Origin of the sequence: Achromobacter sp. UBA5777 (genome assembly GCF_002418565.1) — a bacterium.
Taxonomy (GTDB): domain Bacteria; phylum Pseudomonadota; class Gammaproteobacteria; order Burkholderiales; family Burkholderiaceae_B; genus Achromobacter; species Achromobacter animicus.
Window position 1 is genome coordinate 1 of record NZ_DIEJ01000029.1, and the last position, 12,405, is coordinate 12,405.

Below are 12,405 nucleotides of genomic sequence, written 5' to 3' on the forward strand. Positions count from 1 at the left end.
CGCGGTGTTTCTGTGGAATTGCTCATGTCGTTCGTTGTCCGGGAGCGGGATGCAAAAGGGAAAGGCGGCGACTCAACGCTTCAGGTCGTCGGCCATGTAGGCGCGGACGATGTCGGCAAAACTGCCATCGCCCGTCAGGCCCAGGCGGGTGGCGCGCGACGTGTCCCAACGCCCCGGCCAACTGCCGACGATGCGCTCGACACGCGCGTCCGCCTGCCAGCTGATGCGGTCGGCAACCTCGTCGCCCGCGACCTCGCGCAAGGCCTGCGCCATCTCGGCCGCCGTGACTGACACGCCAGGCAGGTTGATCGGCGTCCGGTCCGCCATCGCGTCGGCATCCAGCTCGCAGCCCGCGATCAAGGCAGCGATCGCGCCGCGCGGCGACAGCAGCCACAGCCGCGTGTCGGCGCCCACCGGGCACACTGCCGGCTCGCCGTTCAGGGGTTCGCGGATGATGCCGCTGGCAAACGACGACGCCGCCGCATTCGGCCGGCCGGGACGCACGCTGATGGTCGGCAGTCGCAGCACACGGCCATCGACGAAGCCGCGCCGCGTGTAGTCGGCCAGCAGCAGTTCGGCGATGGCTTTCTGCGTGCCGTAGGACGATTGCGGATTGAGCGCGGTGTCGTCGCGCACGGTGTCGGGCATGTTGCCGCCGTACACCGCCACGGAACTGGTGAAAATGACGCGCGGCGTGTGGCCAAGCGCGCGGCAGGTTTCCAGCAACGCGCGCGAGGCGTCCAGATTGATGCGCATGCCCAGGTCGAAGTCTGCCTCCGCCTGTCCGCTGACAACGGCCGCCAAATGAAAAATAGCGCGCGTCTCGGTATCGATGGCTTGCCGTAGCACCGCCGGGTCGGCGATGTCGCCTTCCAGCGAGCGCACGCGCGGGTCCTGCAGATCCGCCTTCACGACATCCAGAAGACCGATTTGCGTGATGGGCTGGGGCTTGCCGCCATCCAGCGACAGCGTGCCGCGCTCGAGCAGTTTGCGCGCCAGCCGCTGGCCCAGGAATCCGGCGCCGCCGGTGATCAGTATCTTCATGATGGAATGCTCAACGATGGGTTAGATAGGGTTGGGCCCAGCCCAGGCCTTCGGACGTTCCGGCGCGCGGGCGATATTCGCAGCCGATCCAGCCTTGATAGCCCAGCGCGTCGATACGCTGGAACAGGTAGGGGTAGTTCAGTTCGCCCAGATCGGGCTCGTGCCGGTCCGGGACGCCCGCCACCTGGATGTGGCCGATGCCCGCCATGTCGCGCTCGAGCTTCACGGCGATGTCGCCTTCGACGATCTGGCAGTGGTAGATGTCGAACTGCACCTTCAGGTTGTCCGCGCCCACCTCAGCGCGTATGGCCTGCGCGTCGTCCTGCCGGTTCAGGAAAAAGCCGGGAATATCGCGCGTGTTGATGGGTTCGATCACCACCGTCACACCCGCGCTCGCGGCCGTGCGCGCGGCAAGGGCCAGGTTGTTGACGTAGACATCCCGGTGGGCCGCGCGGTCCTGGCCGGGTTGGATCAGGCCTGCCATCACGTGCAGATGGCGATTGCCCAGTACCGCCGCGTATTCCAGCGCCTGGTCCAGTCCGCGTTTGAACTCGTCTTCGCGGCCGGGCAGCGATGCGATGCCGCGCTCCCCCGCCGCCCAGTCGCCCGGCGGCGCATTGAACAGGGCCTGCGTCAAACCGTGCGCGTCCAGGCGCGATCGGATCTCGGCCGCCGTGAAATCGTAGGGAAACAGGAATTCCACTCCCTTGAACCCGTCACGCGCCGCGGCGGCGAAGCGCTCCAGGAAGGGATGTTCCGGGTACATCATGCTGAGGTTTGCGGCCAGGCGCGGCATGTCGGTTCCTTTGATGCAGAGGTGATTGCGGACGCCGCGCTAGCGGTTGACCAGCTTGGCCGGCGTGAACCAGACCGCGATGGCGCCGATGACCAGCACGCCCGCCAGCACGTACATGCCGGACGCGGTGGAACTGGTCAGGTCCTTCAGGTAGCCGATCATGTACGGGCTGGCAAAGCCGGCCAGATTGCCCACGGAGTTAACGATGGCGATACCGGCGGCGGCGGCCGTGCCGGACAGGAACGCGGTCGGCAGCGACCAGAACAGCGGTGCGCAGGTCAGCACGCCCGCGGCCGCCATGGACAGGAACACCAGCGACACCACGGTGTTGTCGGCAAACGAGGCCGCCGCCGAGAAGCCCACCGCGCCCGCCAGCGCCGGCACGATCAGGTGCCAGCGGCGCTCACGCCGGCGGTCCGCGGAATGGCCCAGCAGGTTCATCACGACGATGGCGCACAGGAAGGGAATGGCGCTGAGCAGACCGATGTTGAAAGCGCCCGTCACGCCCGTGGACTTGATCAGCGTGGGCATCCAGAACGTCAACCCATACTGTCCGGCGACGAAGGCAAAGTAGATCAGGCACATCCACCACACGCGCTTGTCGGCGAACACCGCGCGCAGCGAGTGCTTCTGCGTGCCGGTCTGCTTCTGGTCCTGTTCGATCTCGCGCGTCAGCAACTTTTTTTCGTCGTCGCTCAACCATTTGGCGCTGGCGATGCCATTGTCCAGATACATCACGGTGACCACGCCGATCACCAGCGCGGGCACGGCCTCGATCAGGAACATCCATTGCCAGCCCTGCAGGCCGTGCATGCCGTGGAAGGCCTCCATGATCCAGCCTGACAGCGGATTGCCGAAGATGCCCGCCACGGGAATCGCCGACATGAACAGCGCAATGATCTTTGCGCGACGGTGGGCCGGGTACCAGTAGGTCAGATACAGAATCACGCCGGGATAGAACCCGGCTTCGGCCAGCCCCAACAGGAAGCGCAGGATGTAGAAGCCCGTCGGGGTTTCGACGAACATGAACATGCCCGACAGAATGCCCCAGGTGATCATGATGCGCGCGATCCAGATGCGCGCCCCCAGCCGGTGCATCAGCAGATTGCTGGGCACCTCGAACAGGAAGTAGCCAATGAAGAAGACGCCGGCGCCCAGGCCGAAGACGGTTTCACTGAAGCCCAGGTCCTGCGACATCTGCAGCTTGGCGAAGCCGACGTTGACGCGGTCCAGGTAGGCGATGACATAGCAAAGCATCAGGAACGGCACCAGCCGCCAGAACACTTTGGCATATGCGCGAGCGGTTTCGCGGGACTCGGGCGGCGACGAAGCCGCAGGCGCGGCGTGGGACGCCAGTTCCATCGGGGGCATTACCAGTCTCCATCAAGAATGCGCCGCCTTGATCCGCGCTGTCGCGGCCGGCAGGCTTTGTACGAAAAAGCGGATCAGTAGCGGGCGCCAAACGTGGCGCGCAGGGTCTCAATGGCCTCGTCCGTCAGCGGCTCGGGACGCGGCTGCGTCATCAGCCATAGGCGGGCGGTTTCTTCCAGTTCCTCAAGCGCAAACGACGCGTGGGACACCGACTTTTCCCAGACCACCGGCCCCAGCCGTTCGAACAAGGCGCCGCGCACCTCCCCCGCCACCGCGGCGACTTCGGCTGCCGCCTGCGTGTCGCCCGGACGGCGATAGCCGATCAACGGGATGCGACCCACCTTCATGACCTGGTAGGGCGTGATCGGCGGCAATACCTCTTCCGGACGCCACACGCCCGCGAGCGTCAGCGCGACCAGATGGGTGGAATGCGTATGCACGATGCCGCGGGAATCCGGGCTGGCGCGGTAGATGCCCTGATGCAGCAGCAAGGTCTTGGACGGCTTGCCGCCGGCGACCCAGTTGCCGGCCAGATCGACCTTGGAAAGCTCGGCGGGATCCAGCCGGCCCAGGCAGGCGTCGGTAGGCGTGATGAGCCATCCGTCGTCCAGCCGGGCGCTGATGTTGCCGGCCGCGCCGACCGTATAGCCACGCGCATACAGGCTTGCGCCGATGGTGCAGATCTCTTCGCGGATGCGGGCTTCTTCAGTCATGAGGTGTCCCCGGGCTGCAGGGACGGGCAACGAACAGCGGACGCGGCGAAGCAGGCATGACGACGATGTCTCTTGAATAGAAGTTATCGGGTCATCATACAAATTTCGGCGACGAGCGGGTATGGGGTAAACCCGCGCACCGCCGATTACGCTTGCGCGCGATCAACGCCCGCCGCGGTCGGCGCGGCGGTGTTCATCCAGGCCGTCAAAGCCATTGCCATCAGCACCAGCAGTGACGGATACAGCATGCTCAAGTTGCGCGCTTCGCCCTCGGCGGCGAACAGCAGAAAGAGCGGCACATTGACCGCCAGCGCCATCAGCACGTGCAGCCGGAAAGGCGCGGGCAGCAGGCGCCAGCCGGTGACGGCCACGCCCGCGATCATCAACACCATCACGGCGCTCAGCCCCTTCGGCAGCGCGACACCGTAGGTGCTTTCGGTGCGGAACCAGTTGCCCGGGTCCAGGAAGTAGAAGAAATTTGCGCCCGGCTGGAAACTCACCGCACCACCCGGGTTGCCCGCGTAGCGCACGCGCAACGCCAGATACACGCAGCCGCAGACGAACACCAGCCCCGCCACGACGGTTGCAGCCTTGAGGCGCGGCAGGCTGAGCCGAAGGATGGGATACAGCGTGACGACATAGAAAAAGAACGCCTCCTTGTTCCAGGTCGCCATCGCGGCAACGACGGCAAGCAGGCCCAGCCGCCCTGCCGCGCGCACTGGGCGTTCGACCGGAATGCGCCAGGCAAGCAGAATCGCGCACGCCATGAACAGCACTTCGAAGAAGTCGTAGAAGAAGCCGCCTTCGGTCAGGAAGAACGGCAGCAGCAACGCAATGACGAGCGGCGCCGCGGTGGCGGCTGCGCCGCTGGCGCCCGCCCGTAGGCACACCGACCGCATGGCGAACAGCGAGCCGAGCAGCGCCAGGAAGGTCAGGTAATAGACGATGTGATAGCGCAGCGTCACAGGCGCCTGCATCGCTTCCGACGCGGGAAAGCGCATGGCCAACCCTGACCGGCTGTTCACGCGGCGCGGGTCGGTCAGCCGCTCGGACAGGCGCTCGACGGTCGCGGCCGGCATCAAGTCTTGAATGCCATTGGCGATGGCCGGCGCGAACTGGCGGTACACGTAAGGCCGGTACGCGGTGCCGTCGACCATGGACGCCAGCGAATGCGGGCCATGCCCGTCGTTCAGGCGCCACTTGGTATAGAAACCATTGAAGGCCGCCGCAGCGACCATGACATAGAGCATCGCCAACAGGAATCGGCGGTAGCCCACGCTATTGAAAAAACGGATCATCGGACTTCCAGGGTGACGGCTGGTCAGGGCGCGGTCTGCGGCCCCAGCCACTTTGCCAACGCCAGCGCCAGGAGGCACAGCAGCGTCGGATACAGCATGCTCAGATTGCGCATTTCGCCGGGCGAACAAAACAGCAGGAACAGGGGCACGTTGATGGCCAGCGCCAGCTTCGCGTGCCCGCGCAGGACCTCTGGCAGCCGCGGCCAGCCATTGATGGCGATGCCCGCGAAGGCCAGGATGCTGAAGAGGCTGAAGCCGCGCGGCAGCAGGACACCATAGGTGTTCTCGGTAAGCAGCCAGTTGCCGGGGTTAACGTAGTAGCGCAGGTTGTCCCAAAGCTGGAAATCGACGGTAGACCCAGGATTGCCCGCGTAACGCATGCGCAGCGCCAGATAGACGCAACCGCTCACCAGCAGCAGCACCGCCACGAAGCCCGCCGCCGGCAGGCGCGGCAGGTTGCGCCGCAAGAGCGGGTACAGGGCGGGCGTGAAAAAGAAGAAGGCTTCCTTGTTCCACGTCGCCAGCCCCGCCAGCGCCACCAGCGCGCAAAGCCGCACCGGCGTCTGGCGCGAGGTGCCCAGCGCCAGCAGCACGGCGCTCATGATGAACAGCAGTTCGACGAAATCGTAGAAGTAGCCGCCCTCGGTCAAGAAGAACGGCACCATCATCGCCAGGACCGCAGGCGCTGCCGTCGCGGCCACCCCACCCGCCCCTGCCTGCTGCGCCACGCGGCGCATGACGAACAGCGAGGCCAGCAGCGCGGCAAAGGTCAGGTAGTAGACGAGGTGGTAGCGCAAGGTGACCGCCGGCAGCAGGGCCTCGGACGCCGGATAGCGCATCGCCAGACCCGAACGGCTGTTCACGCGCCGAGGTTCGGCCAGACGTTCGGACAGGCGCGCCACAGTGGCCGGCGGCAGCAACGACTGGATCCCGTTGGCCAGCGCGGGCACGAACTGCCGATACACATACGGACGGTGGGCCGTGCCCTCGACCATCTGCGACAGCCCGAGCGCCGCATGGCCGTCGTTGAGCCGCCACTTGGTGTAGAACCCGTTCATCACGGCGGCCGCCACGACGACGTAGGCGCAGCACAGCAGGAACCCGCGATACCACGCACTTTGAAACAGGCGTTGCATGGCTGCGCCTACTTCGAGACCAGGAAGACGCCGACGGCGATGAACGCCGCGCCCGCCATCCGCATGGCCGTGATGGTCTCCGTGCCGGACAGCAGGCCGTAGACGAACACGCCCGCAATCGCGCAGGCCACCATCAACGGATACGCCAGCGTCAGATCGAGCTGGCGCAGCGCCAGCGCATAGAAACCAAAGCCCAGCCCGTATGCGCCGATGGCGCCCGCATAGGGCAGCGCCTGCGTCAGCAGGGAGGGCGTGGTCCCGTGCGCTGCCGCGGACCCCGCCGCCTTGAGCGCCACGCTGGCCACCACGCTGCAGACCCCGCTGAGGATCAGCCAAAGATATGCCATGTCTACGTCCTTACCAGCAAAACCACCAGCGCCACCCAGGCCAGCACCGCAAGGCGGATCTGGTTGTCGGCGAGCAGATCGCGACCTGGCTCTTCGCCCGATCCCCCCTTGTACAGCAGGTAGATATACCGGAAGACGCCGAAGGTGACGATGGGCAGCGTGACAATCAGATGCTGCGTGCCGTGCAGCGCGGCCGTGACGTCGTCAACCGTATAGAGGCCATACGCCAGCAGCGTCGTGCTGGCGGTAATGCCCACCAGGATATCCAGCAGCTGCGGCGAGTAGTGGCGCAGCACGGTGCGCGTGCTGCCTTGCGAGGCCGGGGCATCGAGAGGCGCCGACGCGATCTCGGCACGCCGTTTTGCAAAACCCAGGAACAGGGTCAGCATGAAACTGCACAGCAGCATCCAGCGCGACGGGATGATGCCCACCGCAAAGGTGCCGCAAGCCAGGCGGATCATGAAGCCCGCCGCAATACAGAACACATCGACCAGCACCTTGTGCTTCAGGCTCAGGGTGTAGGCAATGTTCAGGATCAGATAGCCGGCCACGGCCAGCGCCACGGGCCAGAGCCCGCACACGAGCGGCAGGCCCAGCGCCGAGCCAAACAGCACGACGATCAGCGCGCGGGCGGCGGGCAGGCCGACCCGTCCGCTGGCAATGGCGCGCAGCCGCTTCTTGGGATGCGCCGCATCGGCGGCTCGGTCGTGATAGTCGTTCAGGACATAGACCGCGCTGGACGCGAGGCAGAACGCGACAAAGCCCACGCCCACGGCAAACACCAGCGAGGCGTCCGTCCATCCGTGGCTGAAGATCAGGCCGATCAGCACGAAGCCGTTTTTCAGCCATTGCTGCGGACGCAGCAGGGAAATCAGCGCGCTCATGGCTTGACCGCCTGCCCGCGGTACCAGGCATGCTGGGCCGCGTCGATGAGCCACTGGTCGCCGCGGCTGTCGCCGTAGGCGTGCAGTTCATATTGGTCCGGACCGCCGTAGCGCTCGGTCAGGCGCCGCAACTTTTCAGGGCCCCAGCAGTTGTGTCCGTCAAAGTCGCCGGTCAGACGGCCCTGCGCATCGACCGCCATGCGCGTGCAGATGAGGTCGTCGAACCCGAGGTAGCGGGCCACGTCGTCGAGGTAGATATCGGGCGAGGCGCTGACCAGCACGCAGCGGTCGCCGCGCTGCTGGTGCCAGCGCAGCCGCTCGATGAGCGCGGGCCGCAGCGGAATGGTGTGCACCCACGCGCGGGCGATGCGGGCCAGCTCGGTGCGCGAGCGCCCGCGCAGTGCGGCGCGGCAGAGCGACTGCTTGGCGTCTTCGTTGCTGCGCAGACGCAGCGCGAACGCCGTCAGCGCCGGCGCGGTCCGCACGAATGCCGCCAGCAAACCGACCCACGACAGATGGGCCAGGAAGGGAATGAATGTGTCGCGCTGAGTGAGCGTGCCGTCGAAGTCGAAGGCAGCGATCACACGCGTGGGAGCGGGAAACTGCGTTTGTGTAGCCATACTGCTATCGCGACGGAACCCGGCCGGGCCTTGCCGTCACAAACTATGCCGGAAAATGCGTCAGCGCCCAAGGCGCAAACGCGTGATGTCAGACGCAGTCTCGCCATGGGCGCAGGGCCTCAACGAAACATGTGCCGTTTATTTCAAGATTTGTGTACTTGTAACACATCCAATTACAAGTCATCATAGCCCGGTCCCGATGCGGGCAAGCAGGAAAGAACCGCGTGAAATCCGCCGTTCTTCCCGCTGCCTTCAGTTTTTCCCCAGCTTCAAGGGCGCGCCGGCGCAGTGCCGGGGCGAGTCACCCCTGCTGCGCCTTGAACGCGCCTTCCTCTTCCAGCACCTGATTGGCCACCTTGAAAGCGTCCAGGCCCGCGGGAATGCCGCAGTAGACCGTGGCCTGCAGCAGGATCTCCTTGATTTCCTCGACCGTCACCCCGTTGTTCAGCGCACCCTTGACGTGCAGCTTGATCTCGGCGGGCCGGTTCAGGGCCGTCAGCATGGCCAGGTTCAGCATGCTGCGCGTCTTTTTCTCAAGCCCGGGGCGCCCCCAGGTGTAGCCCCAGCACCATTCGGTCGTGATGTGCTGGAACGCCATCATGAAATCGTTGGCGCGCGCGATCGAGCCATCGACGTAGTCGGCGCCGAGCACTTCGCGGCGCAGTTCCAGACCTTGGTCGAACAGCGCCTGGGTTTCCGCCTGGGTTGGTGTCTGGGTTTTGGGATCAGCGTCTGCCATGGGATGTTCCTCCGGGATGGTGGCGGCGGAAATCGAAGATCCGCCATCGGGTGGTCGTTCGGCCGATTGTGGGCGTGGGGCATCCCGCCCGTCAAATCTGGCAGGCTTCGCGCAAGACGATGTAAGGGGGTGACTGCGGCGCGCGGTTTACAGCGAATACCGGTAGTCGCAGTTCAACGTGGCTTGCAGCGGCGCCGGATAACCGCTGGCCGCCTTGCCACCGGGACGCGGACCCAGCAGTTTGGCCTGGAACGTGCCGGCCATGTCGCCATTTGCCGTCTTTTTGACGGCCACCGTGGACGGCAGCGCATACAGCGTCAGCGCCTGACCGTCGGCCGGCGCGACCAGCGTGAAGACCGACTGCGAGAAATTGGCGACGACATAACCGGGCGCCTCATCCGACGTGAACGACAGCGTGGCCGTCGCATAGGTCAGCGTCAGCGCCAGTTCTTCGGATGACGGCGAAGGAATGTCGCCCTTCAACGCCACCTTGCCGCTCTCGGACACGCAGGACAGCGACGCGGGCGCGGAGCCGGCCTGCGCGGTACCGGTCAGCAGGGCGATGGACAACAGACAGGTGGCGCGTGCAAGCATGGTCACTCCTCACCGGCGCCAGCGTGGCGCACGCCGGCAAAATTTCGTCAGGAATATATCAGACGGTCATCCCCGTCTGCCGCGATCCGTATAGGATGGAGCGTCGTCCATCAGAAGGAGCGTCCCCATGCCATCAATGCGACATCCTATTCTGGCCAGCGCACTGGCCGCGGCGCTCGCCGCCGCCCTGCCCTTCGCCGCCCACGCCGAGTCCGTCACCCTGCAGGTCGAGCAGGTCACGCCCGGTGCCGATGCGCACACGAACGCGCGCGTCGTCGACATCAAGCTCAAGCCTGACAGCGTCAAGACGCTGGCGGATTTCACGCGCGAGCGCGTGGGCCAGCGCGTGCAGTTTCGCGCGAACGGCATTCTGCTGTCGTCGGCCACGCTGATGAGCCCGCTGGACGGCGATAGCCTGCGCATCACGGCAGGCGAGCATGGCTTTGCGGGCAAGTCCGCCGAAGAAATCGCGCAAGGCATCATGAAGGACGGCGCGCTGACGATGGACGACGAAAACCGGTAAACGCGCGCACCCCTTGCATCCCCAGGCTGACGCCCGCGCACGCGGCGTCAGCCTTTTGTTTTTTTGACAAGATGGCGCAGGCGCCACAAATTTCAGTCATCTGTCATTAACCTTTCATTTCGGACTTCTAGTATTGCTCGTCCCCATCGGGCATCAGACCCAAAGCCAGGAGTTCAAATGAGCAAGTCCATCTCCGACAAGACCGTCCGCAATCCCAGCAAGAGCACCCCGTTCAGCGAGATTCTCGAAAAGAACATGTCCCGCCGCATGGTGATGCGTGGCGGTATCGCCGCTGCGTTCGCGACGATGACCAGCCTTGGTCTTGCCGGCTGTAATGGCAGCGACGACGATGACGACGATGCCGGCAACGGTGGCCAGAACCCCGCGCCGGAACAGCCCGGCACGGAAACGCCTCCGGCGCCGGCCCCGGTCAAGCTGGGCTTCGAGTCCCTGCCCACCTCCATGACCGACGCCTGTGTCGTGCCGGCCGGCTACATCGCCCATGTGTTCGCACCGTGGGGCACGCCGTTCAACGACAACGCGAATCCGTGGGACCGCAACGGCAACAACAGCTCGACTGACTTGCTGAACTCCACCGGCATGCACCACGACGGCATGCACTTCTTCCCGATCAACGGCAGCTCCACCGAGGGCCTGCTGGCGGTCAACCACGAGTACATCGACCAGAAGGCGCTGCACCCGAACGGCGCGACCACCGTCGCCGGCAAGCGCCCCATCGAGGAAATCCGCAAGGAAATCAACGCGCACGGCGTCGCAATCCTGCACGTGCGCCTTGAGAACGGCCGCTGGACCATCGTTCACAACTCGCGCTACAACCGCCGCTTCACGTCGGCCACGCCGATGAAGCTGGCCGGCCCCGTCGGCGGCACGGACTGGGTCAAGACCCCGTACTCGCCCAACGGCACGATGGTGCGCGGCACCAACAACAACTGCGGCAATGGCTACACCCCGTGGGGCACGTACATCACGGCCGAAGAAAACTGGGCCGCCTGCTTCGTGAACACCGGCACGCGCCCCGCGCACCAGCAGCGCGTCGGCGTGCCGAACGACAAGGGCCGCTACGAATGGGAAACGGGCGCCAACGACCCGCTGGAAGTCCAGGGCGAGTTCGCGCGCTTCAACATCACCGAGACCGGCGCCGACTTCACGCAGGACTACCGCAACGAGGTCAACGGCTTCGGCTACCTGGTCGAAATCGATCCCTACAACGAGAACAGCATCGCCACCAAGCGCACCGCGCTGGGCCGCTTCGCGCACGAAGGCTGCGCCTACGGCCTGCCCGAAGCCGGCAAGCCGCTCGCCTTCTACAGCGGCGACGACTCGCGCTTCGAATACATCTATCGCTTCGTGTCGGAAGCCCTGTGGGATCCGAAGGACGCCGAGCGCACCGACCGTCTCGCGGTGGGCGCGAAGTACCTGGACAAGGGCACGCTGTACGTCGCGCGCTTTGACGCCGATGGCACGGGCCAATGGATCGCGCTCACCGGCACGACCGTGGGCGCCGGCGGCCGCACGCTGGCCGATGAGTTCGGCAGCCTCGAGAACATCATCATCAACACCCGCGGCGCCGCCGACTTCGTCGGCGCCACGCCGATGGACCGCCCGGAATGGACGGCCACGCACCCGACCAACGGCGACATCTACCTGACGCTGACGAACAACACCAGCCGCAACGCCAGCCGCGGCACCAACCCGGCCAATCCGCGCCTGAACAACGTCAACGGTCACATCGTGCGCTGGCACGACGAGCCGGGCTCGACCAAGTTCAAGTGGGACATCTTCGTGTTTGGCTCCGACGCCGGCGCCGACGCCGACACGAACCGCTCCGGTCTGACCACGCTGAACCAGCTGGCCAGCCCGGACGGCATCGGCATCGACCCGCGCGGCATCCTGTGGATCCAGACCGACAACGGCATCGACGGCGGCCGCAACAACAACGTGGCCAAGGCGACCAACGACCAGATGCTGGCCGTGATCCCCGGCGCGTTGGCCGACAGCACCGGTACGGGTCCCGCCATCAACGCGACCAACCAGGCCGACCTGCGCCGCTTCTTCGTCGGCCCGAACGAAGCCGAAGTCACGGGCTTTGCCTTCACGCCGGACTACACCAGCATCTTCCTGAACATCCAGCACCCGGTGAACTGGCCGGCCTACGACACTGAAGATGCGACCACCGCCACCACGGGCGTCGTCCGCCCGCGTTCGTCGACGGTGGTGATCCGCCGCGCCGACGGCGGTCCGATCGGGGTGTGATGACGGCGCGACCGGGACGCCCCGGTTGCCCAAAAATGAAGGCCACCCTCGCGGGTGGCCTTTTTT

13 protein-coding genes are annotated in these 12,405 nt (G+C 65.6%); 2 read left to right on the forward strand and 11 right to left on the reverse strand.

Annotated elements, in window-relative coordinates:
* Positions 1 to 72: 72 nt before the first annotated feature.
* From denD to B3446_RS01610, 11 genes are all read right to left on the reverse strand, one after another.
* Positions 73 to 1,044: a D-erythronate dehydrogenase gene (gene denD, locus B3446_RS01560; protein WP_291376942.1), complete on the reverse strand. Its 972-nt coding sequence runs from the start codon at positions 1,042 to 1,044 to the stop codon at positions 73 to 75.
* Between the two features lie 10 nt (positions 1,045 to 1,054).
* Positions 1,055 to 1,840 carry a 2-oxo-tetronate isomerase gene (otnI, locus tag B3446_RS01565; RefSeq protein ID WP_291376944.1) on the reverse strand — a complete coding sequence of 262 codons (786 nt, stop codon included), beginning with the start codon at positions 1,838 to 1,840 and terminating at the stop codon, positions 1,055 to 1,057.
* Between the two features lie 39 nt (positions 1,841 to 1,879).
* Positions 1,880 to 3,202, reverse strand: coding sequence for an MFS transporter (locus tag B3446_RS01570; RefSeq protein ID WP_409558285.1), 1,323 nt, complete (start codon positions 3,200 to 3,202; stop codon positions 1,880 to 1,882).
* Between the two features lie 83 nt (positions 3,203 to 3,285).
* The gene (locus B3446_RS01575) at positions 3,286 to 3,924 is read right to left on the reverse strand and encodes an aldolase (RefSeq protein WP_291376948.1); all 639 of its coding nucleotides are present in this window, start codon (positions 3,922 to 3,924) and stop codon (positions 3,286 to 3,288) included.
* Positions 3,925 to 4,070: 146 nt separating this feature from the next.
* The gene (locus B3446_RS01580; protein WP_291376950.1) at positions 4,071 to 5,222 is read right to left on the reverse strand and encodes a hypothetical protein; all 1,152 of its coding nucleotides are present in this window, start codon (positions 5,220 to 5,222) and stop codon (positions 4,071 to 4,073) included.
* A gap of 23 nt (positions 5,223 to 5,245) precedes the next feature.
* On the reverse strand, positions 5,246 to 6,358 hold the full coding sequence (locus B3446_RS01585) for a hypothetical protein (RefSeq protein ID WP_291376952.1): 1,113 nt from the start codon (positions 6,356 to 6,358) through the stop codon (positions 5,246 to 5,248).
* Positions 6,359 to 6,366: 8 nt separating this feature from the next.
* Positions 6,367 to 6,705 (reverse strand): DMT family transporter, encoded by a 339-nt coding sequence (locus B3446_RS01590; RefSeq protein ID WP_291376954.1) that lies wholly within the window; start codon positions 6,703 to 6,705, stop codon positions 6,367 to 6,369.
* Positions 6,706 to 6,707: 2 nt separating this feature from the next.
* Positions 6,708 to 7,589, reverse strand: coding sequence for a decaprenyl-phosphate phosphoribosyltransferase (locus B3446_RS01595; RefSeq protein WP_191578306.1), 882 nt, complete (start codon positions 7,587 to 7,589; stop codon positions 6,708 to 6,710).
* Positions 7,586 to 8,209, reverse strand: coding sequence for an HAD family hydrolase (locus B3446_RS01600; protein ID WP_175122110.1), 624 nt, complete (start codon positions 8,207 to 8,209; stop codon positions 7,586 to 7,588). The genes B3446_RS01595 and B3446_RS01600 overlap by 4 nt, the downstream gene beginning before the upstream one ends.
* Before the next feature lie 301 nt (positions 8,210 to 8,510).
* The gene (locus B3446_RS01605; RefSeq protein ID WP_175139497.1) at positions 8,511 to 8,948 is read right to left on the reverse strand and encodes a carboxymuconolactone decarboxylase family protein; all 438 of its coding nucleotides are present in this window, start codon (positions 8,946 to 8,948) and stop codon (positions 8,511 to 8,513) included.
* 147 nt (positions 8,949 to 9,095) lie between these two features.
* Entirely contained in the window at positions 9,096 to 9,542 is a 447-nt protein-coding gene (locus B3446_RS01610; protein ID WP_191578308.1) for a hypothetical protein, read from the reverse strand.
* Between the two features lie 127 nt (positions 9,543 to 9,669).
* On the opposite strand from B3446_RS01610, the gene B3446_RS01615 reads away from it, so the two are divergent.
* Both B3446_RS01615 and B3446_RS01620 read left to right on the forward strand, forming a co-directional pair.
* A complete protein-coding gene (locus tag B3446_RS01615) occupies positions 9,670 to 10,065 on the forward strand; it encodes a SecDF P1 head subdomain-containing protein (RefSeq protein WP_191578309.1) in 396 nt (131 codons plus the stop codon).
* A gap of 177 nt (positions 10,066 to 10,242) precedes the next feature.
* Positions 10,243 to 12,339 carry a PhoX family protein gene (locus tag B3446_RS01620; protein ID WP_291376962.1) on the forward strand — a complete coding sequence of 699 codons (2,097 nt, stop codon included), beginning with the start codon at positions 10,243 to 10,245 and terminating at the stop codon, positions 12,337 to 12,339.
* Positions 12,340 to 12,405: the final 66 nt, after the last annotated feature.

Excerpts from the sequence above, each read along its gene's own strand:
- denD (WP_291376942.1), bottom strand. The coding sequence starts at position 1,044 with ATGAAGATACTGATCACCGGCGGCGCCGGATTCCTGGGCCAGCGGCTG.
- otnI (WP_291376944.1), bottom strand. The coding sequence starts at position 1,840 with ATGCCGCGCCTGGCCGCAAACCTCAGCATGATGTACCCGGAACATCCC.
- B3446_RS01570 (WP_409558285.1), bottom strand. The coding sequence starts at position 3,202 with ATGGAACTGGCGTCCCACGCCGCGCCTGCGGCTTCGTCGCCGCCCGAG.
- B3446_RS01575 (WP_291376948.1), bottom strand. The coding sequence starts at position 3,924 with ATGACTGAAGAAGCCCGCATCCGCGAAGAGATCTGCACCATCGGCGCA.
- B3446_RS01580 (WP_291376950.1), bottom strand. The coding sequence starts at position 5,222 with ATGATCCGTTTTTTCAATAGCGTGGGCTACCGCCGATTCCTGTTGGCG.
- B3446_RS01585 (WP_291376952.1), bottom strand. The coding sequence starts at position 6,358 with ATGCAACGCCTGTTTCAAAGTGCGTGGTATCGCGGGTTCCTGCTGTGC.
- B3446_RS01590 (WP_291376954.1), bottom strand. The coding sequence starts at position 6,705 with ATGGCATATCTTTGGCTGATCCTCAGCGGGGTCTGCAGCGTGGTGGCC.
- B3446_RS01595 (WP_191578306.1), bottom strand. The coding sequence starts at position 7,589 with ATGAGCGCGCTGATTTCCCTGCTGCGTCCGCAGCAATGGCTGAAAAAC.
- B3446_RS01600 (WP_175122110.1), bottom strand. The coding sequence starts at position 8,209 with ATGGCTACACAAACGCAGTTTCCCGCTCCCACGCGTGTGATCGCTGCC.
- B3446_RS01605 (WP_175139497.1), bottom strand. The coding sequence starts at position 8,948 with ATGGCAGACGCTGATCCCAAAACCCAGACACCAACCCAGGCGGAAACC.
- B3446_RS01610 (WP_191578308.1), bottom strand. The coding sequence starts at position 9,542 with ATGCTTGCACGCGCCACCTGTCTGTTGTCCATCGCCCTGCTGACCGGT.
- B3446_RS01615 (WP_191578309.1), top strand. The coding sequence starts at position 9,670 with ATGCCATCAATGCGACATCCTATTCTGGCCAGCGCACTGGCCGCGGCG.
- B3446_RS01620 (WP_291376962.1), top strand. The coding sequence starts at position 10,243 with ATGAGCAAGTCCATCTCCGACAAGACCGTCCGCAATCCCAGCAAGAGC.